Here is an 18,751-nt window from a genome sequence, read left to right on the forward strand (position 1 = left end):
CTTATTTAGAAAGTGTAGTTTTTTCTTGAAATGGATTTCCGTCCAGGTAGGCGATGGGCGGCGTCGTTGAACGCCGACGATAGACCCAAATGATTAAGGCGCCCACGAACAGGACCACTGACAACAGTTGCGAAATACGAATCATACCGAACAACATGAGACTATCCGTCCGCATCCCTTCGATAAAGAAACGGCCGAATGAATACCACATCACGTAACCGAGAAAGACCTCGCCCTGTTTAAACAGTTTCGGGTAATGCCGTAAGCTCATCAGCACGACAAACCCCATCAGGTCCCACGTCGACTCGTACAGATAGGTTGGCTGCCGGTAAGCGCCGTTGATCAACATTTGATTAATAATCCAATTAGGCAAATGTAAGCCCTGTAGGAAGGCCAAACTGGTGATCCGCCCGAAGGCTTCCTGGTTCATAAAGTTTCCCCACCGGCCAATGGCTTGGCCCAAAATAACGGTTGGTGCCGCAACATCCAACATCAACCAGACGGGGATAAACCGCGACCGACAGAAGAAGTAAACCACTAGGCCGGCACCAATCAGGGAGCCATAAATGGCAATCCCGCCATCCCAAATGGCAATAATCTCGCCGGGATGGTGCTGGTAATACGACCACTGAAAGACAACGTAATACGTTCGTGCAGCGATTAAGGCTGCCGGCAAAGCCCAAAGAATCATGTCGTAGATATCATCAGACTTGATGCCCCGCCGATCGCCCTCACGAACAGCTAACGTCACCGCAATGATGACCCCCGTTGCGATAATCACGCCGTACCAGTGAACTGCAATCGGTCCCAAATGAATGGCGATGGGGTTAAGCGCCGCCACAATAGGTGAAAAGATAACGCCCATCTCCCTTATGATTTATTCCCGTTTTGCTTAATTAAGCGCTTTAAGTTATCATCAAAAACTTTGGTGGCGTCGTAGCCCATTGAGCGCGCACGGAAGTTCATTGCCGCCGCTTCAATGATGATGGCCAGATTCCGCCCGGTCTTGACTGGTACACTAATCTTGGGAACGACCACGTCAAAGAACCGCTGCGTTTCGTCGTTATTGCCCAAGCGATCGAAGTGGTTGTCGTCCTTCCAAAGTTCCAGGTGAACGATTAAATCAATGTCCGTCTCACTCCGCACGGCGCCGGCCCCGAAAAGGTTCATGACATCGATAATCCCAATGCCCCGAATCTCTAAGAGGTGGCTCAAAATAGCCGGTGCAGCGCCCACCAGCGTCTGTTCGTCTTGTTGGTAAACTTCTACGCGGTCATCAGCAATCAGCCGGTGCCCCCGTTTGACCAGTTCCAAGGCCGTTTCACTCTTACCAACACCAGAATCACCGGTAATCATGACCCCAACCCCGTAGATGTCAACTAGGACACCGTGAACGGATTGGCGTTCAGCCAATTTACCTTCCAAGAAGTTGGTCATGTTACTCAAGACGCGTGACGTTGTGAGCTTGGTTCCCAGGATGGGAATACCCGCCTCATCAGCGGATTCCTTCAATTCCTCCGGTGGATCGAGTTGCGTGGAAATCACAAAAGCAGGCGTTTCAGGCTGACACATTTTCCGCATCACATCGAGCAATTTTTTGTGACTCATGCCCTTGGCAAATGAGGTTTCAGTAATCCCTAATAATTGGACCCGTTTTGCTGGATAATAGTTAAAATAACCGGTTAATTCCAAGCCTGGACGCGAAATATCACTCGTGGTGATTTGCCGTTCCAAGTTATCTTTGCCAGAATAAACATCTAAGCGGTTGGCTTTGACGAGTTCTGCCACCGTGACACTCTCTGTCATGGGCGTTCCTCCTTACTGCATAGTAAACTACTTTAATTTTAGCACTTTCCAGTGGGAACTCCCACCAAATTAAACCGCTAACCGCAAGTTATCCCCGGGCGAAATGATCGCTGATAATCGCATTACACAGCGACATAATAATCGCAATAATCAGGGTCGTCCCAAACGATGCGAAAGCAAAACTACTACCCACGAACCACGACGTCAGTTCCAGCATCGCGGCGTTCAGGACCACACTGAACAGTCCCAGGGTCAAAATGGTAATCGGTAAGGACAAGACAAATAGAATCGGCTTGACCACGGCATTGAGCAACGCTAAGACAAAGCTAGCCAGTAACGCAACCCAGACACTGGACACGTAGAAGCTATTTTGAAAGGAGCCGGCCAACGTGCTTTGAAAAAAGCCGGCGAGCGCTAAAAAGATCAGCGCGTTGATAAAAATTCTCGGCCAAAAACGCACATTAATCACCGTCCTTGTGCTGGTCCTTCACATCCTGTTCCGTCACATCGTGAATGACTTTACGTCCTGGTTGTTGGGGCTCCTGTGCCCCACCACCGCGGAATAGATCCCGGAAACTAGGTGTCGTCGGTTGAGAGTCATCCAAGGGCATAAAGGTCATCACAATCACGTAGACCAATAGTCCCAGAACCCCGTGCGTTGGAATTGCCAGTGAGACCAAAACGTAAATCAGCCGTAAGATGTTCGCGTTCCAATCGAAATACTCTGCAATGCCGCCCAATACCCCACCGACTAAGCGGTTAGTACGGGAACGGACCAAACGTTTTTTTGCTGCCATAGGCGGACACTCCTTTAAAGTTAGTTATTTTAGTGGTTCCATCATATCCGATAACCCCAGCCTAAATCCAGTAATCTGACGGTTTTGTCGCAATAATTACGATTACTTAAACTGGGAAACATGGGTACCTCAGACTGGGCGGACTTACAAACAAGCTGCCCAGTGAGTCCCTTTAGGGCAACAATAACGAAAGCGGCCACTGAAAGCAAGTCTTCAGTGGCCGTTCCAGCAAATCTTCAATTTAGATTAATCTTTATCTACTCGGCTTCACCGTCCTGGCTAGCCGTGTTCAATTCGATGATCTGACCGGATTTCAAGTAGATAATCCACTCACAAACGTTAGTCACGTAATCACCAATGCGACTCAGGTCTTGGGCCACGTTCAGGTAAATCGACGCCCCAGTTTCAAACGCCGGGTCCAACCGCATTTGTTGATAACTATCTGCGCGAACCTGGTGATTCAGTTGGTCTAATTGCCGATCCACATCGGCCAATTTCCGGGCCTCATGCTCATCTTTATTGACATAGGCTGATAAGACGTCTTTGACCATTTGGGTGGTCAATTGTCCCATCTGATTCATTAATTGCTCCAGCACCGGAATCTTTTGCTTCGAGCCAAATTTAATGGCCGCATGCGCAACATTTCTGGCATGGTCACCCGCCCGTTCCAGCTCCGACACTGCCTTTAAAATCGTCACGATTTCACGCAGATCGGTGGTCACTGGTTGGTATAAAGCAATCATTTCAAAGGTTTTCTTTTCCAGAGCAATTTCTCGTTCATTAATGTCATGGTCGTGATCAATCACCCGTTGAGCAGCCACGGCGTCCCGGTTGGTGAACGCGTTTACCGACTGCTCAATGGTCTCGCTGACCAGCATGCCCATTTCAGTAAAGTCAGCATCCAATTCAGCCAACTCATCATCAAATAATCTGCGCATATCCTGCCTCCTTACCCAAAGCGACCGCTAATGTAATCTTCCGTTTGCTTATTCGCTGGGTTCATAAAAATATTTTTAGTTTGATCCACTTCAATCAGCTCACCATTCATAAAGAAGGCGGTCCGGTCCGCAATCCGCGAAGCCTGCTGGAGATTATGGGTCACTATAATAATCGTATAATCGTGCCGTAAATTCAAGAGGGTTGCTTCAATCTGACTACTGGAAACGGGATCCAACGCACTGGTTGGTTCGTCTAGCAGAATAATTTCTGGCGACACGGCCAGAACCCGCGCGATGCATACCCGTTGTTGTTGCCCACCAGAAAGGGCCAAGGCACTTTCATGCAGGTGATCTTTGACTTCATCCCACACGGCAGCTTGCCGCAAGGATTTCTCAACAACCGCATCCAATCTTTCCTTATCCTTCTCGCCAGCAATCCGTAGGCCATAAATCACATTGTCGTAGATGGAAAATGGAAACGGATTGGGTTGTTGAAAGACCATGCCGATTTCCTTCCGAATCTGAACCGTGTCGGCGCTGGGCGCATAGAGATCGTTGCCCTTAAACTTGATGGTCCCAGTAATCGTGACGTTAGGAATCAAATCGTTCATCCGGTTCAGTGTCCGCAGATACGTGGACTTCCCACACCCCGATGGCCCAATTAAAGCGGTGATGCCCTTCTCGTCAAAATCTAAGTTGATGCCTTTCAAAGCTTCCTTGTCCCCGTAATACAAATGAAGATCCTGCGTCGTTAAGATATCTTCCTTCATTTCAATTTCCTCCTCTTTTAGCCAAAGTTCCCCGAAACATAATCACTGGTGACTTGTACCGACGGATTCGTAAAGATATGGCTCGTCGTGTCATACTCTAACACGCGTCCCTGATTGAAAAATGCCGTATACTCACTGATCCGTGCGGCTTGTTGCATGTTATGCGTCACGATGATAATCGTGTAATTCTCCTTCAGCGACAACAACGTATCTTCCAGTTGCCCGGTCGATACGGGATCCAGCGCACTCGCCGGTTCATCTAGCAAAAGAATATCCGGCTTAATGGCAATGGCCCGCGCAATACACAACCGTTGCGCCTGACCACCCGAGAGCGCCAGCGCACTCTTTTTCAGGTCATCTTTCACCTGATCCCAGAGTGCGGCCTGCTTCAAGGAAGTCTCCACGATTTCGTCTAACTCATGTTTACCGGTTACCCCCCTTAGCCGTAAAGCAAAAGCGATGTTATCGTAAATTGACTTGGCAAACGGGTTTGGCCGTTGGAAGACCATCCCCACCCGGCGCCGCATCTCATAAACGTCGATGTCCGGCTGATTAATATCAACGCCGCGATACATAATCTTCCCGGTCACCGTGGCAATCCGATCATTCATTCGGTTCAGCGACCGCAAATAAGTGGACTTACCAGAGCCGGAGGGCCCAATCAAAGCGGTAATTTGGTTACTAGCAAATTCCAAATCACCTTCAAATAGTGCTTCTTTTTGCCCGTAGTAAACGTGCAGGTCTTCCGTGGATAAAATCACGGGATGGTCAGGATCGCTAAGCTTGATCACGTGGCGGTCTTCCATGTCCATCGTCTTTTTTACATCGTTATTCACAAACATCGCTTAGCCTCCTACGCCGAAGTCAGGCGTTTATACAAACGTTTACCCAGGTAGCGGGCAGCAAAGTTAAACAGCAGAATGGCAATGACTAAGACGGCGGATGACCCGGATGAAATGGCTTTCGCATCCGGCATGATTCCTTCCGAATTAATCTTCCAAATGTGCACCGCTAACGTTTCCGCTGGCCGCATTGGGTTCAACGGGCTTGAAATGTTAAACGGATTCCAATCGGTAAAGTTTAAGGCTGGTGCGCTCTGCCCCGCCGTATAGATCAAGGCGGCAGCTTCCCCAAACACCCGACCGGCACTCAGAATCACCCCGGTCAAAATACTGGGTACGGCGGCAGGCAAAATGACCCGCGTCACCGTTTCCCACCGTGAGAGTCCCAGTGCCAGGCCCCCTTCACGTTGGACATCACTGACCGTTCGCAATGAGTCTTCAATACTTCTGGTCAACAGTGGCAGATTGAAGAACGTTAAGGCAAAGGCCCCGGAGAGAATTGAAAAGCCCAGGTGCAGTTTAACCACGAAGAAGAGGAAGCCAAACAACCCCACAACCACTGAAGGCAGCGAACTTAAAATTTCAATTGCCGTCCGAATGGTGGTCGTTAACCAATTATCTTTCGCATATTCATAAAGGTAAATCGCAGCGCCCAGCGCAATTGGAAACGAAATCAGCATGGCTAGGATCAACAGATAAAATGAGTTGAACAGCTGGATACCGACCCCGCCGCCCTTGAGAAAGGCCTTACCTGGCGCCGTCAAGAAGTGCCAGCTGAGCTGGGGCACACCACTCACGAGAATGTAGCCAAGCAGGGCGAGCAGAATCAACACGACCAAGCCCGCAATCCCATACAGGCTGCCAATGGCAACCTTGTTCTGCGTTTTTGAATTCATTATTGTAGACGCCCCTTTCGACCAATCAAGCGAATAATTAAGTTAAAGACCAGGGACATCAGCAGTAAGACTAAGGCTAAGGACCACAGGGCATTGTTTTGGAGCGAGCCCATCACGGTGTTCCCAATCCCAGTCGTCAACACGGAAGTCAACGTAGAAGATGGGGAAACCAGGCTGTTTGGCATTAAAGCGGCGTTCCCGATAACCATTTGTACAGCTAGTGCTTCACCGAACGCCCGCGCCATCCCGAACACCACCGCCGTCATCAACCCGGGGGTCGCCGCACGGAGCACCACTTTGTAAATCGTTTGCCACTGGGTCGCACCCAGTGCCAGTGAAGCCTCACGGTAGTAACGCGGAACTGCGCGTAACGCATCCGCACTCATCGACGTCACGGTCGGTAAAATCATGACGAAGAGCACGCAGGTCCCGGACAGGATCCCAAACCCACTACCACCAAACAAGGCTCGAGTGGTGGGCACAACCACGGACAGACCGATAAACCCATACACAACGGAAGGAATGCCGACAAGCAGTTCCGTCACAGGTTGTAAGATTTTTGCGCCCCGGTTAGGGGAAATTTCATTCATAAACACGGCGGTTCCAATAGCAAATGGTGTTGCCACAATGGCAGACAAAATGGTAATCAGGAAGGACCCAACAATCATGGGTAACGCCCCAACTTCTGGCTTACCATTGGCATCCGTAATACCTGGATTCCATTTTTTTCCCGATAAAAAGTCCCATAAATTCACGTGATTGCTGGTAAACGTGGCGATCCCTTTGGAGGCCACAAAACCGATGATTGCCACCACGACGGCGACAATCAACAGTAAGGCAGTCAGACTAATGACCCGCCCAAAAATTTCTAGTTTAGCGGCCTTGGAGCGCCGTTTTAATTGTTTTTCTAACTGTTGCGTTGTCTTCATCCTACGCGCCTCCCGTCCGAGTAACCTTACCAGTCGCTGTTCGTTCAACGGTCATTTGATTGGGTGAAAGATACCCCAACTGCCGAACCAGCGTATTCTGGATGGCTGGTGACTCAACGTAAGCGATAAAGGACTTGGTCAGCCCAGTTGGTTGGCCCTTGGTATAGAGGTGTTCGTAGGACCAGATTTTCCATTTATTTGTCGTGACATTATTTTCGGTTGGGGCGACGTGATTCAAGGAAATCTCCTGAACGGTCTTGTCGACATAGGAGAACGCCACGTAACTGATTGCCCCGGGGGTCGTCGCCACAATGGAACGGACCATCCCCGAAGAATCCTGTTCCTGTGAGGTCTTAGAACGATGCTTGTTCAAGCCAAACTGCTCAAAGGTTGCGCGGGTCCCGCTTCCCTGAGCCCGATTGATGAGGACAATTGGCAGATTGGCGCCACCAACTTGTTTCCAGTTAGTCACCTGACCCGTAAAGACCTGAATCAGTTGATGGGTTGACAGATTAGTCAGACCAACTTTTTTATTCACGATTGGTGTAATGCCAACTACCGCCACCCGGTGATCAACCAGGGAACTTGCTCGGATGCCCTTCTGCTCACTGGCAAAGAGGTCGGAATTACCGATTTGAACGGCACCTTCTTGAATTTGACTGAGACCAGTCCCGGTACCCCCACCCTGAACGTTAATGAACGTTCCCAGGTGTTCGCCCGTATACTGTTCCCCAGCTGCTTCAACTAAGGGCTGTAGGGCCGTGGAGCCCACAGCAGTGATTGATTCACCCGCGTGACTGACTTGCCGCGTCTGGTAGGCAAACCCTAACAGCGCAACCAAGACAACCAAAACCAGGCCCTGCACCCAGCGTTTCTTTGACATACCGTTCCCTCCTATCGGCAAGGCAGAACCGCCCTACCACTTCAAGAGCAAGTATACCTAACGAATGTAAATGTCGTGTAGACGTATTGTAAAGGTTGTGTAAATATAACCCGATACTGGCATGTTTCAGGATAATTAATGAGGGGGCGAGACTATTTCTGCGCTTTCACGGCTCAGCTGAGAGAGCGTCAGTCTATAAAATTAGTGGTTAATTGCCACCTGCGGCTGCCAGAGATTCCGCCTGCTGTGGGGAACGCCTGCGGCCTGAGAAGCGGTCCTCCTCCGGTTCAGGTTGTTCTTCAATCTGACACACGTGTGACCCTCGCTGAACTGGAAACGTTTGTCCAATCGAAATTGGCCACAGTTTATGTAGGCATGAGTGAGCAAATTTAGGCTGTGACCATGGAATTTGGTCCGCCTTTACATTGTCGAGACGTGTGGCAGTCATACACAATGTTGCCAATGTCTTTAGCCTTTACAGGTTTTTTTGACATCACAAAAACCATCAACGGCCACCCCTGTACGGGCATGGTCATTGATGGTCACCAGTTATTCTTCTTCAGACAGGGGGAAGGTCATCGTGACCTTGGTCCCCACGTCTGGCGTACTCTGTAAGTCAATCTTACCATTCAGGGATTGTACCAGTTCCCGCACGATGGCGAGTCCCAGTCCGCTCCCACTCACCAACTGGTTGGAGTGGGAAACGTCCGCTCGGTAAAACCGCTCGAAGACCCGTAGTTGGTCCTGCGGGTTGATGCCAATTCCCGTATCCGCAATCGTCAACGCCCACGAATGGCCGATGATGCGGCTCGACAACGTCACCGACCCCTGCGGCCGATTGTACTTAATGGCATTACTCAACACATTCTTTAAAATCTGATCAAATTTACGTTGATCGGTCACCGCCATAAGATCTGCCGGCACCTGATTATCCAATGTCACAGCATTCACACCAGCCAGTGGCCTTAACAACGACACTTGACTCGCAATGACTTGCCCCACCGGTACCTCGGCTGCCTCGACCGCATTCCCCGATTCTATGTGAGAAATCGTGAGGACGTCGTTAATCAGTTCCACTAAGCGTTCACTCTGTTGATCAATAATTTTGAGAAACTCCACTGACTTTTCTGGATCATCCTTAGCCCCCGCCAACAAAGTCTTGGCAAAGCCGGAAATCGCCGTCACGGGCGTCTTCAACTCATGCGAGGCGTTGGACACAAAGTCCATCTGCATCTGCTCAACCGCGTAGACCTCAGTCACGTCGTACAACAAGACTAACACTTGAAAATAGTCCTGGGAGGTCGCCGTATAAATGGCCCGGGCGTCCAGCGTGCGTTCGTTGGCAGCGCCTGGTAGCTTGAGCGTGCGGTGTTGCGTCTGCTTATCACTCAGGGCTGAGTTAATCAAGCTGGCCAGTTCGAATTGGCGGACGTCCTGGGTGAAGGGATGTCGTCGCGGTGAAATTCGGTGTTGCAGAAATTGTTCCATGGCCGGATTTGCCAGCTCGACTTTCCGATAACGATCGATTACCATCACGCCAATTGGTAGGTAATCCAAGAGCGTGGCAAATTCCTGGTTTTGTCCCGCAATTTGGCGTCGGACTTTTCGTTGATGGGTCTGCAAGTAGTTGATTTGTAAGGCTAACTGATAAAACGGATCGTGCGGCGACAATAAAACGTGCGCTGGCGTTTCGCCGTGCCGAATACCCTCCACCTTCTTGGTGAGAATACCCACGCGGCGTTCAATCCACCGATACAGGTACCCTGCCACCACGGTCTCCAACAGTGCGACCGACCACGCCACCACCAGGGCCATCGCCATATGCGGCGCTCGCACAACGGCCACTAAAAAAGTATTGACTCCCCCGAGTCCTAACCAGACCAGCGACAGTTGCCGAATCATGGCTGCGCCTCAAACGTATACCCAAATCCGCGCACCGTCTTCAGCAGCGTCGGGTGTTTGGGATCAATCTCAATTTTTTCTCGTAAATGTGAAACGTGAATGTCCACCATCCGGGTCTGACCACTATAGTCAAATCCCCAGACGCCCTCTAACAATTGCTCGCGACTCCAAACTTTACCGGGACGTTTCGCAAAGAAGAGGAGTAATTCGAATTCTTTCGGGGTGAGTTCAATCGGTTGATTGCCACGTTTAACTTGAAATTTATCTTGATCAATCGTCAAATCAGCAACCTGAAGTCGATGATCCGCTTTGCTAGGAACTTGTTCCTGGGGCTCGTCCTCGTGATAACGCCGCATAACGGCCTTCATTCGGGCAATCACTTCGCGGGGACTAAACGGCTTGGTAATATAATCATCGGCACCCAGTTCCAGCCCAAAGACCGTATCAAATTCCCCAGTCTTGGCCGTCACCATGATAATTGGTGTCGTAATTTTTTCCTGGCGTAAGCGCTTGGTCACTTCAACACCATCTAATTTGGGTAACATTAAATCCAACAGGATAACATCAAATTTTTCGTGCAGCGCTAAGTTCAATGCTTGCTCACCATCAATTGCCGTGACCACTTGAAAATCTGCTTGTTCCAAGTTGTACTGCAGCAACGTTACAATGGCTGGTTCGTCATCGACGACTAGGACTCGACTCATAGATTTACCCCTCCTGATCTCTGAATAACACAATGCCAATTTCATGTGGTGCCCCTGAATAGATGGCCGTTTCCGTCATCTTCAGCTCACCATTCATGTCCCTGACACGTAAATGACAATACGCGGGATTGGCCAGCAGGGCTTCATAAAAGCTCGTTTCACTGTTGACGGGGCGATGGTTACACTCTAAAATAATATCTCCCGCAGCCAAATCTAGCTTGACAGCCGGCGTGCGTGGCCGAATCGCCAGCACCCGAACACCATCGTCAACTTGAGAATACCAGAATTGTTGACGTTCATCATAGCGTTTAGCATGCCATAGGATAACAGCATAACCAACTAACAGGACAATTAATAGGAACGGCGAATCTTGTGGGCGAAACCGTGTCCAGCCCATAAATGCTGCTGCAGCAACCGCTAGCCACACAAAATTCTTGGCTAATTGGTGATAAACCGTCTGGGGGGCTTGCCGAAAAACGGTAAACCGCAATCCCAGAATCAAAGGAATTACCAAAACAGCAAACGTTTGGCCGTGAACGTTGAGCACCGGCCAGAAAGCCAAGTGACTGCTAAACCAGTCCCCGGGGACCAGCGTCACCATCGGTAAAACCAAAAACTCACGCCAAGGGTAGCCAGCAATGCGCTTTCCCCGTTGTTTTGCATAAATCTTAGGACTGGCAAAACGGCCACCGTAATGCGCCACCCAATGTCCTAGTAGCAAGAAGAACAGGACTGCTAACCACAGATAGTTGGCACTGCCAACCGTGTGCCAGTTGAGGCCAATGGCTGATAAATCAGGTTTATTTGTTATGTATGCTCCCCCAAATTGGGTCACAAGCGTTGCGACCACCACCAGTGTAAATGGCAGAATCGTTGTCGGCAAAATAATTAAGGTCACCACCGCCAGAATTTCGTAAACCACAATCCACATGAGTGGCAGACTGAACCCAATTAATAAGTTAATGAGCGATAATCCCAGCCCTAATAAAATTCCTTGTGTCAGTAAATGACGTAATTCAAAGTGGTCGCCATAAACAGCACTCCCAAAATCGTGACGCTCGGACTTGATTCGTGCCCGGCTGGTCAACCAGATACGCAAAATAACCAACCAGACTAACGGCTGTAGCAGGAAACTGCCACAAGCAATAAATGTCCGCATGAAATCGACACCTTTCCTGAAAAAATAGCTGTCCCCAGTATAGCATGAAACAAAAAAAGGCAACACGACATTCGTGTTACCCTTACAATCATTATTTTCGTGAATCAGTCTCCTGACCGATCCGCTACCCTTAATCTGGATTCTTCTGGCTTAATTGCCATTGCAGGTAAGCATCGATGAACGGATCGAGATCCCCATCCATCACGGCTTGGCCGTTACCCGTTTCGTAATTGGTCCGGTGGTCTTTGACCATGGTGTACGGATGGAAAACGTAAGACCGAATCTGGGAGCCCCAGCCAATATCCATCTGGTCACCCTCAATCTTGGCCTTTTCCTCGGCCTTCTTCTGTTCCTCACGTTCATACAACTTTGCCCGCAACATGCCTAACGCCGTCTGCCGGTTCTGTAGCTGTGACCGCTGCGCCTGGCTCTGCGTCACAATGCCCGTTGGTAAATGTGTAATCCGCACGGCTGACGAGGTCTTGTTAACATGTTGGCCACCGGCACCAGAGGCCCGATAGACGTCGACCTTCAAGTCGGCCGGATTAATTTCCACGTCCACGGAGTCGTCCAGTTCTGGTAAGACATCCACCGAAGCGAACGACGTGTGCCGCCGCCCGGCTGAATCAAACGGTGAAATCCGCACTAACCGGTGGACACCCTTTTCAGACCGCAAGTACCCGTAAGCGTTGTGACCAGCAATCAGAAGGGTCACGCTGCTCAATCCCGCAACATCCCCAACCTGATAATCCAAAATGGTCACCTTGAAATCGTGTTGTTCGGACCAGCGGGTGTACATCCGTAACAGCATCTCGCCCCAGTCCTGGGATTCAGTTCCCCCAGCACCCGGATGAATTTCCAAAATAGCGTTGTTGCGATCATACTTTTGGTTCAGCAGCATGTTCAGACTGTACTGCTGGAGCGCCTTCTTGGCTGTCGCAAAATCAGTTTCAAACTCCGCCTGCATATCCGCATCGGGTTCTTCCTGCAACAACTCTAGCGCCACTTCAAGGTCGTCGACTTGGCCAGATAAATTCTGGTATTCTTCAACCTTTTTCTTCATTTCATTGGTTTCATCAATCAGTTTCTGTGCCGACTGGGCGTTGTCCCAGAAATCCGGTTGGGCCATTTGGCCTTCATTGACACTGATACTCTCGTTCAGGGCATCAAAGTCAAAGCGACCCCCTAAAGCCGGTTAGTTGTTCACGCATGGCGGTAATTTCACGTTTTGCATCACTTAATTCCATGTTGTTGGCTCCTTTTTGGTTTATTTTTTCTGTTGCTGGGTCCTGGTGGCTCTAAAGTAGCGTCGAACACTTGTATCCGACATTGCCGAAACGTGCTTTCAAAGGCAACTGGTTCCGCTTAACACCGTAAGGAAAATTGCCCAGACCCAGGGTAATTCCCCTTACGCCGTTAATGCTCGCAGTTTAGTGGCGCCTACTCTACGTTGCCGAAACGTGCTCTGAAGGCCAACTGGTTCCGCTTAACACTGCTAAGCAAATAACCCAGGCCCGGGGTTATTCACTTAGCACCGTTAATGCTCGCCAGTTAGGCGGCCTTCAGACCACTCTTTTTAACAAAAACGAGGCCAGAATTTCTCCCAGCCTCGTCCTTTCCCGATTATCGGGTGATATTTTGTCTGATTTCAGACTTCATGAAGAGGCGCGTTGCGTCGTAGTCGATGTCAGAGATCATTTCACCAAACATCCGGAATCCATCTTGTTGGTATTCAACTAATGGGTTCAATTGACCATAGCCCCGTAATCCAATGGATTGACGTAATTGGTCCATGGCGTCGATGTGGTCGGTCCAATGAGAATCAACACAACGTAACAGCACAACCTTTTCGAATTCCAGCATTTGGGCTGGATCGTAAAGTTGCTTTTGCTTATCAGCGTAAACCTCTTCGGCTAAGCCCATGAAGAAGCTCTTGATTTCATCAGCCGACTTGCCCTTCAATTGTTCCAGACTAATCTTTTCTGGTGAAACCATGGCTGAAATTCCGAAGTCCAGTAAGGTATCCAAATCCCAGTCGGCTTGATCCCCTTGCGTATGCAAGTTGACCACCCGATCAACGGTCCGTTCGATCATTGGCATCAAGACCCACTTCAGTGAAGTGTCTTGGTTAATGACCTGGTTCCGTTCGCCGTAGATCACGTCACGTTGTTGACGCATAACATCATCGTACTGCAGAACGTTCTTCCGGGAATCGTAGTTGTTCCCTTCAACCCGCTTCTGAGCTGATTCTACTTGCTTGGTAATCATCCGGCTCCGGATAACGGCGTCTTCACCGTCAACGTTCATCCGTTCCAAGAAAGCTTTAACTCGGTCAGAACCGAATCGCCGCATCAAATCATCTTCCAGGGACAGGTAGAACTGAGTCATACCAGGATCCCCTTGACGACCGGAACGGCCACGAAGTTGGTTATCAATCCGCCGAGACTCATGACGTTCAGTCCCAATAACGGCAAGTCCACCAATTTCAACCACACCGGGTCCCAATTTAATATCGGTCCCCCGCCCAGCCATGTTGGTGGCAATGGTAACAGCACCCTTTTGACCGGCGTTTTGAATGATATCGGCTTCCTTCGCATGGTTCTTGGCGTTCAAGACCACGTGCGGAATGTGCTCGTCGTTCAAGCGTTGTGACAGGTATTCAGACGTTTCAACGGCCACGGTCCCAATCAACATGGGTTGGCCCTTTTCGTGCAACATACTGATTTCCTTAACAACCGCGTTGAACTTAGATTCCAAGGTTGGGTACAGCAAGTCAGGTTCATCCACCCGGACAACCGGTTTGTTGGTTGGCACGGTGATAACTTCCATGTTGTAAATTTCCCGGAATTCTTCGGCTTCGGTCTTCGCAGTACCCGTCATCCCGGACAACTTCTTGTACATCCGGAACAAGTTTTGGTACGTAATGTTGGCCATGGTCTTGGTTTCTTCTTGAATCTCGACGCCTTCCTTGGCTTCAATGGCTTGGTGCAGGCCGTCAGAGTAACGACGGCCGTCCATAACCCGCCCAGTAAAGGAATCAACAATCAAGACTTCACCATCTTGAACCACGTAGTCTTTATCACGTAACATGATAAAGTTGGCCCGCAACGCTTGATCCATATGGTGGGTCAAAGCGGTGTTGTCGGTGTCATACAGGTTCTTCAAGTTAAAGTACTTTTCAGCCTTTTCAATCCCAGTGTCGGTTAAAGCAACCGTCTTGGATTCCAAGTCAATCTTAAAGTCATCTTTTTCATGTAAGGTCTTCGCAAAACGGTCCACCCGTTGGTACAGGGCACTCGTTCCTTCGGATTGACCAGAAATAATCAATGGCGTCCGAGCTTCATCAATTAAGATGGAGTCAACTTCATCGACAATCGCAAAATTCAATGGTCGTTGCACCATGTCGTCTTTGTACACAACCATGTTATCCCGCAGGTAATCGAACCCGATTTCCCCGTTGGTTGAGTACGTGATGTCGGCATTGTAGGCTTCCCGTTTTTCTTCTGGTGACTTTTCGGCAGAGTTCAACCCAACCGTTAAGCCCATCCAGTTATACAGTTCACCCATTTCAGTTGCATCACGTGCAGACAGGTATTCGTTAACCGTAACCACGTGAACCCCTTCGCCAGCAATGGCATTCAGGTACACGGGCATCGTGGCGGTCAAGGTTTTCCCCTCACCGGTCTTCATTTCGGAAATGTTCCCTTCATGAAGCACAATTCCCCCCATGATCTGCACGTGGAAAGGATAGAGACCGAGAACCCGCTTGGCACCTTCACGGATAGCCGCAAAAGCTTCAGGCAGTAAATCGTCCAACGTTTCGCCGTCCTGATAACGCTTCTTAAATTCAGGCGTTTTTGCTTTCAGATCATCGTCTGAAAGTTGTGCGTAGTCGTCAGCATAAGCGCCAACTTCGTCCGCTAATTTACTGAGGCGTCGTAAAGTCCGGCGATCACTTTCGACCCATCGTTTCAAAATATTTGGCATGTGAGAATTCCCTTCAGTACATTTAGTAAGTCTATTTAAAGTTACGCATTTATTTACAATAAATCAACCTACATTTTACCACTATCCCAGCGAAGATGAAACAAATCTCCCACGTGGCCGCTAATTGAAGCGGTTTCTTTGGCGTTGTAGCAACCTCAAATAGGATTAACAAAATTAGTTTAATTATTGATATATTTCTTAATTCAATGGCCCGTCGATCACAATTTGTCGGTCCACGATCGTCCAGCGCGTAAATGAGCGCTGTGACAGCAATCATTGCCAGGTCATTTTACGTGAACGGGCCACGAACATCCATTATAACAGTTCTTGCCCCGTCGTGCGTTGCAAGCACGTTAAATCGCGCAGCCTTTTTAATCTTGCGTAACAAAAAAGCACCGCGACATCACGGTGCTTCGTAAAGTAAATTTACTTAATCTTGATCATCGGCCTCGATTAAGCCATACCGACCATCGTTACGACGGTAGACGATGCTAATCCCATTGGTTTCAGCATCTTCGTAGATAAAGAAGTCATGGCCTAACATGTCCATTTGCAGGACGGCCTCTTCATTATCCATTGGCTTCAACGAAACACGCTTGGTGCGGACAACTTCTAATTCGTTACTGTCAGCCGGTTTTTCACTGTCAGTGTCCGGTGAGAAGTCGAGATTCTTGTATCCCTTTTCCCGGGACTTACGGTTGACCTTGGTCTTGTACTTGCGAATTTGACGTTCCAACTTGTCCGTAACCAGATCAACACTTGCATATAAGTCCGGAGAGGTTTCCTCTGCCCGTAATGTCAAGTATGGGAGTGGGATTGTTACTTCAACCTTCGCTGTCTTGTTTTGGTAGACCTTCAGATTGATATGCGCAATTGCCTCAACATTGTTGTCGAAATATTTCTCCAACTTGCTGATACGCTTTTCAACGTAATCCCGTATTGCGTCAGTAACTTCGATGTTTTCACCACGAATATTAAATGTGAGCATAAAACTTCTCTCCCTTCAGCCAAGAGATTGCTTGGCTTGCTCAGCATTAGAAGGACCACTCTTCTAATATGCTTTGCTTACATTTATTATAATAGAAAGCCCTACCAGAAACAATTAATCTAATCGATTTTCACCGTCGTTAACGCGCCAAAGTCAAGCTAGTAACCGCTTTCGCGCCGCCCAAATAAATTTGATTGGCTGCGTGCCGCAAAGTTCTGCCGGTCGTGTAGACGTCATCCAGCAGTAAAACCCGCTGATTGTGAAGAACTTCCTTTGCATTCGGCGCTAAGGTGAATGGCTGGGGGGTCTGCAACCGGGCCGATCGATCTTTGGCCGACTGCGGCCGACTCTTGTGATCCGCCAGCACCAGTAAGGCCTGTTGAAACGGTGCCTGCCGTAACCACCCCGTGACCTGGTTGAACCCCCGCTTTTGCCAGGTTGCCTGATCCACTGGGATGGGGACCAAGACATCGTAGTGTTCCCGAAAAAGCGCCGCCCGAATCGGCTCCTGCATCAGTAGGCGCAGGGCGTAGTCCCCTTGGAATTTGTACTGCTGCATGTAGGCCTTCATCGCCTCATCGTACACGTAAATGGCATGATTGGTCAGCGGCCGCCCAGTCCAACGTTGACAGTCAACGCAGACCGTCTCATCGGTTTGCTGACGACCGCATTGCGGACAACGCTGACTGGTAATCGCCGTGAAGCGTTGGCGGCACTGGTCACAGGCAACCGATTGGGTCAGGGGGGCCCAACACCAAATTTGGTTGAGGGTAACGACCTGATGCAATGGCCGCCCGCACCACACACAGGCGTTCATTTGCGACCGCCTAACCGTCTGCCTTGCAGATTGAGACGCGCAATCATCCCCCGCGCCAGTCGCACCCGTTTCGTATGGGTATGGCAGTAACAAGTCACCTCACCACTTGGTGCATCAGCGCTCCGCCCCACCCGACCAGCAATCTGGACCAGGGCCGCCGTGGAGAAGACGGCATCGTCCCCGCCCAAGATGATGACGTTCACGTTGGGAAAGGTGACGCCCCGCTCCAGGATGGTCGTGGTAATCAGGAAGGGAATCCGCCGATCCCGCATTGCCTGGACTTTGGCGGTTCGTTCGGCGTCGGCAGCGTGAACCGTCACCCCACCCTGAATCCCAGCCAACTGCAAGGCCCGGGTGATGACTGGTAAATCAACCACGTGGGGCACGAAGAGTAAAAATCGCTGTTGCGTCGCCAAATACGCTTTCATCTGCCGAATCAGGGCGACCGGCAATTTATTCTTGCTCAGTTGCGCCCGCCAACGCCAAGCCACCCGCAAGTCTATTTGCGGCAATAAGTGGCCGTGATACCGTAAGGGCACGTAGGTGACGGCGAGTTGTTTGTTGGCGACTTGCTTTTGCAACTGGTCACCGGGTGTTGCCGTCAAATAGAGATGGCATCCCGACGTTTTCTCAGCGGCCGCAATGGCGTGCTGAAGCATGGGGCTGGTCGCCAGTGGAAAGGCATCAACCTCATCCACAATAATGAGATCGAAGGCTTCCCGAAACCGTAACAGCTGATGGACCGTACAGATGGTCAGCGGGCAGTAAGTATACGGTTCCTCTTGACCCCCATACAACAATGCCTGGGCAACCTGACCAAAGGCCTGATGCAACCGCGGTGCCAATTCCAGGCAAACGTCCACCCGCGGCGAAGTCCAGGCCACGCGCCACCCCTGCGCCAAAGCCCATGCTAGTGCCGGATAGACAATCTCAGTCTTCCTAGCCCCCGTCACCGCCCACAACAAATGATTCTTGCGGGCTTTCACGTAATCCTGAACAGCCTGTGCAGCGCGTTCCTGTTGCGGACTGAGTTGGCCTTCCCAGGTGAGGCCGCCAGTTGGCGCGGTCACAAACCGGTTGGGCTCCGGAATAGTGTATAATTCAAGTTGTGACGTTAACCGGCCCAGTTGTAAACACTGCCGGCAATACCACTCACCGTTGGCCAACCGATCCGTCGGTGCCAATAGGTGCGTACACCGCTGACACTGCAGTCGGTTTCCCACCTGCTTTAAGGCCGTGATACCGGTCGCGCTATTCACGGGTGCCTGCGGAAGTGGTATTTGACGACCCCAAAATTGTTCATCTTCAATCATTCATTTTCCTCCTCACGGTG

General features: G+C 50.1%; 18 protein-coding genes. All 18 read right to left on the reverse strand.

Annotated features, from left to right (window positions below; translation table 11 throughout):
• Position 1 precedes the first annotated feature (1 nt).
• Positions 2-865 (reverse strand): prolipoprotein diacylglyceryl transferase, encoded by an 864-nt coding sequence (lgt, locus tag EKM99_RS09940; protein ID WP_125583269.1) that lies wholly within the window; start codon positions 863-865, stop codon positions 2-4.
• 5 nt (positions 866-870) lie between these two features.
• The gene (gene hprK / locus EKM99_RS09945) at positions 871-1,806 is read right to left on the reverse strand and encodes an HPr(Ser) kinase/phosphatase (RefSeq protein ID WP_125583270.1); all 936 of its coding nucleotides are present in this window, start codon (positions 1,804-1,806) and stop codon (positions 871-873) included.
• A gap of 88 nt (positions 1,807-1,894) precedes the next feature.
• Positions 1,895-2,266, reverse strand: coding sequence for a phage holin family protein (locus EKM99_RS09950; RefSeq protein WP_125583271.1), 372 nt, complete (start codon positions 2,264-2,266; stop codon positions 1,895-1,897).
• A gap of 1 nt (position 2,267) precedes the next feature.
• Positions 2,268-2,603, reverse strand: a complete 336-nt coding sequence (locus EKM99_RS09955; RefSeq protein WP_125583272.1) for a PspC domain-containing protein — start codon at positions 2,601-2,603, stop codon at positions 2,268-2,270.
• A gap of 257 nt (positions 2,604-2,860) precedes the next feature.
• A complete protein-coding gene (phoU, locus tag EKM99_RS09960) occupies positions 2,861-3,541 on the reverse strand; it encodes a phosphate signaling complex protein PhoU (protein ID WP_125583273.1) in 681 nt (226 codons plus the stop codon).
• A gap of 11 nt (positions 3,542-3,552) precedes the next feature.
• Positions 3,553-4,311 carry a phosphate ABC transporter ATP-binding protein PstB gene (gene pstB / locus EKM99_RS09965; RefSeq protein WP_125583274.1) on the reverse strand — a complete coding sequence of 253 codons (759 nt, stop codon included), beginning with the start codon at positions 4,309-4,311 and terminating at the stop codon, positions 3,553-3,555.
• A gap of 17 nt (positions 4,312-4,328) precedes the next feature.
• Positions 4,329-5,123, reverse strand: a complete 795-nt coding sequence (pstB, locus tag EKM99_RS09970; RefSeq protein WP_125583313.1) for a phosphate ABC transporter ATP-binding protein PstB — start codon at positions 5,121-5,123, stop codon at positions 4,329-4,331.
• A 41-nt stretch (positions 5,124-5,164) separates the two neighbouring features.
• Positions 5,165-6,049 carry a phosphate ABC transporter permease PstA gene (pstA, locus tag EKM99_RS09975; RefSeq protein ID WP_125583275.1) on the reverse strand — a complete coding sequence of 295 codons (885 nt, stop codon included), beginning with the start codon at positions 6,047-6,049 and terminating at the stop codon, positions 5,165-5,167.
• A complete protein-coding gene (gene pstC / locus EKM99_RS09980) occupies positions 6,049-6,978 on the reverse strand; it encodes a phosphate ABC transporter permease subunit PstC (RefSeq protein WP_125583276.1) in 930 nt (309 codons plus the stop codon). The genes pstA and pstC overlap by 1 nt, the downstream gene beginning before the upstream one ends.
• A gap of 1 nt (position 6,979) precedes the next feature.
• Entirely contained in the window at positions 6,980-7,861 is an 882-nt protein-coding gene (locus tag EKM99_RS09985; protein WP_125583277.1) for a phosphate ABC transporter substrate-binding protein, read from the reverse strand.
• 549 nt (positions 7,862-8,410) lie between these two features.
• The gene (locus EKM99_RS09990; protein ID WP_125583278.1) at positions 8,411-9,763 is read right to left on the reverse strand and encodes a sensor histidine kinase; all 1,353 of its coding nucleotides are present in this window, start codon (positions 9,761-9,763) and stop codon (positions 8,411-8,413) included.
• The gene (locus EKM99_RS09995) at positions 9,760-10,467 is read right to left on the reverse strand and encodes a response regulator transcription factor (RefSeq protein WP_125583279.1); all 708 of its coding nucleotides are present in this window, start codon (positions 10,465-10,467) and stop codon (positions 9,760-9,762) included. The genes EKM99_RS09990 and EKM99_RS09995 overlap by 4 nt, the downstream gene beginning before the upstream one ends.
• A 4-nt stretch (positions 10,468-10,471) precedes the next feature.
• Positions 10,472-11,626 (reverse strand): PDZ domain-containing protein, encoded by a 1,155-nt coding sequence (locus tag EKM99_RS10000; RefSeq protein ID WP_125583280.1) that lies wholly within the window; start codon positions 11,624-11,626, stop codon positions 10,472-10,474.
• A 130-nt stretch (positions 11,627-11,756) separates the two neighbouring features.
• Positions 11,757-12,873, reverse strand: a protein-coding gene (gene prfB / locus EKM99_RS10005) for a peptide chain release factor 2 (RefSeq protein ID WP_125583281.1) whose coding sequence is annotated in 2 segments (ribosomal slippage) — positions 11,757-12,800 and positions 12,802-12,873 — 1,116 coding nt in all. Because the reading frame shifts where the segments join, the coding sequence is not laid out codon by codon here.
• A gap of 376 nt (positions 12,874-13,249) precedes the next feature.
• Positions 13,250-15,613 carry a preprotein translocase subunit SecA gene (gene secA / locus EKM99_RS10010; RefSeq protein ID WP_125583282.1) on the reverse strand — a complete coding sequence of 788 codons (2,364 nt, stop codon included), beginning with the start codon at positions 15,611-15,613 and terminating at the stop codon, positions 13,250-13,252.
• Between the two features lie 430 nt (positions 15,614-16,043).
• On the reverse strand, positions 16,044-16,601 hold the full coding sequence (hpf, locus tag EKM99_RS10015; RefSeq protein ID WP_125583283.1) for a ribosome hibernation-promoting factor, HPF/YfiA family: 558 nt from the start codon (positions 16,599-16,601) through the stop codon (positions 16,044-16,046).
• 139 nt (positions 16,602-16,740) lie between these two features.
• Entirely contained in the window at positions 16,741-17,418 is a 678-nt protein-coding gene (locus tag EKM99_RS10020; RefSeq protein WP_125583284.1) for a ComF family protein, read from the reverse strand.
• Positions 17,415-18,731: a DEAD/DEAH box helicase gene (locus EKM99_RS10025; RefSeq protein ID WP_125583285.1), complete on the reverse strand. Its 1,317-nt coding sequence runs from the start codon at positions 18,729-18,731 to the stop codon at positions 17,415-17,417. Before EKM99_RS10025 ends, EKM99_RS10020 begins: the two co-directional genes overlap by 4 nt.
• Between the last annotated feature and the right edge of the window lie 20 nt (positions 18,732-18,751).

Origin of the sequence: Levilactobacillus cerevisiae (genome assembly GCF_003946245.1) — a bacterium.
In the GTDB taxonomy this organism is placed as follows: domain Bacteria; phylum Bacillota; class Bacilli; order Lactobacillales; family Lactobacillaceae; genus Levilactobacillus; species Levilactobacillus cerevisiae.

Bases quoted from the DNA above. Each gene is read 5' to 3' on its own strand.
- lgt (WP_125583269.1), bottom strand. From the start codon at position 865: ATGGGCGTTATCTTTTCACCTATTGTGGCGGCGCTTAACCCCATCGCC.
- hprK (WP_125583270.1), bottom strand. From the start codon at position 1,806: ATGACAGAGAGTGTCACGGTGGCAGAACTCGTCAAAGCCAACCGCTTA.
- EKM99_RS09955 (WP_125583272.1), bottom strand. From the start codon at position 2,603: ATGGCAGCAAAAAAACGTTTGGTCCGTTCCCGTACTAACCGCTTAGTC.
- phoU (WP_125583273.1), bottom strand. From the start codon at position 3,541: ATGCGCAGATTATTTGATGATGAGTTGGCTGAATTGGATGCTGACTTT.
- pstB (WP_125583274.1), bottom strand. From the start codon at position 4,311: ATGAAGGAAGATATCTTAACGACGCAGGATCTTCATTTGTATTACGGG.
- pstB (WP_125583313.1), bottom strand. From the start codon at position 5,123: ATGGACATGGAAGACCGCCACGTGATCAAGCTTAGCGATCCTGACCAT.
- pstA (WP_125583275.1), bottom strand. From the start codon at position 6,049: ATGAATTCAAAAACGCAGAACAAGGTTGCCATTGGCAGCCTGTATGGG.
- pstC (WP_125583276.1), bottom strand. From the start codon at position 6,978: ATGAAGACAACGCAACAGTTAGAAAAACAATTAAAACGGCGCTCCAAG.
- EKM99_RS09985 (WP_125583277.1), bottom strand. From the start codon at position 7,861: ATGTCAAAGAAACGCTGGGTGCAGGGCCTGGTTTTGGTTGTCTTGGTT.
- EKM99_RS09990 (WP_125583278.1), bottom strand. From the start codon at position 9,763: ATGATTCGGCAACTGTCGCTGGTCTGGTTAGGACTCGGGGGAGTCAAT.
- EKM99_RS09995 (WP_125583279.1), bottom strand. From the start codon at position 10,467: ATGAGTCGAGTCCTAGTCGTCGATGACGAACCAGCCATTGTAACGTTG.
- EKM99_RS10000 (WP_125583280.1), bottom strand. From the start codon at position 11,626: ATGCGGACATTTATTGCTTGTGGCAGTTTCCTGCTACAGCCGTTAGTC.
- secA (WP_125583282.1), bottom strand. From the start codon at position 15,613: ATGCCAAATATTTTGAAACGATGGGTCGAAAGTGATCGCCGGACTTTA.
- hpf (WP_125583283.1), bottom strand. From the start codon at position 16,601: ATGCTCACATTTAATATTCGTGGTGAAAACATCGAAGTTACTGACGCA.
- EKM99_RS10020 (WP_125583284.1), bottom strand. From the start codon at position 17,418: ATGAACGCCTGTGTGTGGTGCGGGCGGCCATTGCATCAGGTCGTTACC.
- EKM99_RS10025 (WP_125583285.1), bottom strand. From the start codon at position 18,731: ATGATTGAAGATGAACAATTTTGGGGTCGTCAAATACCACTTCCGCAG.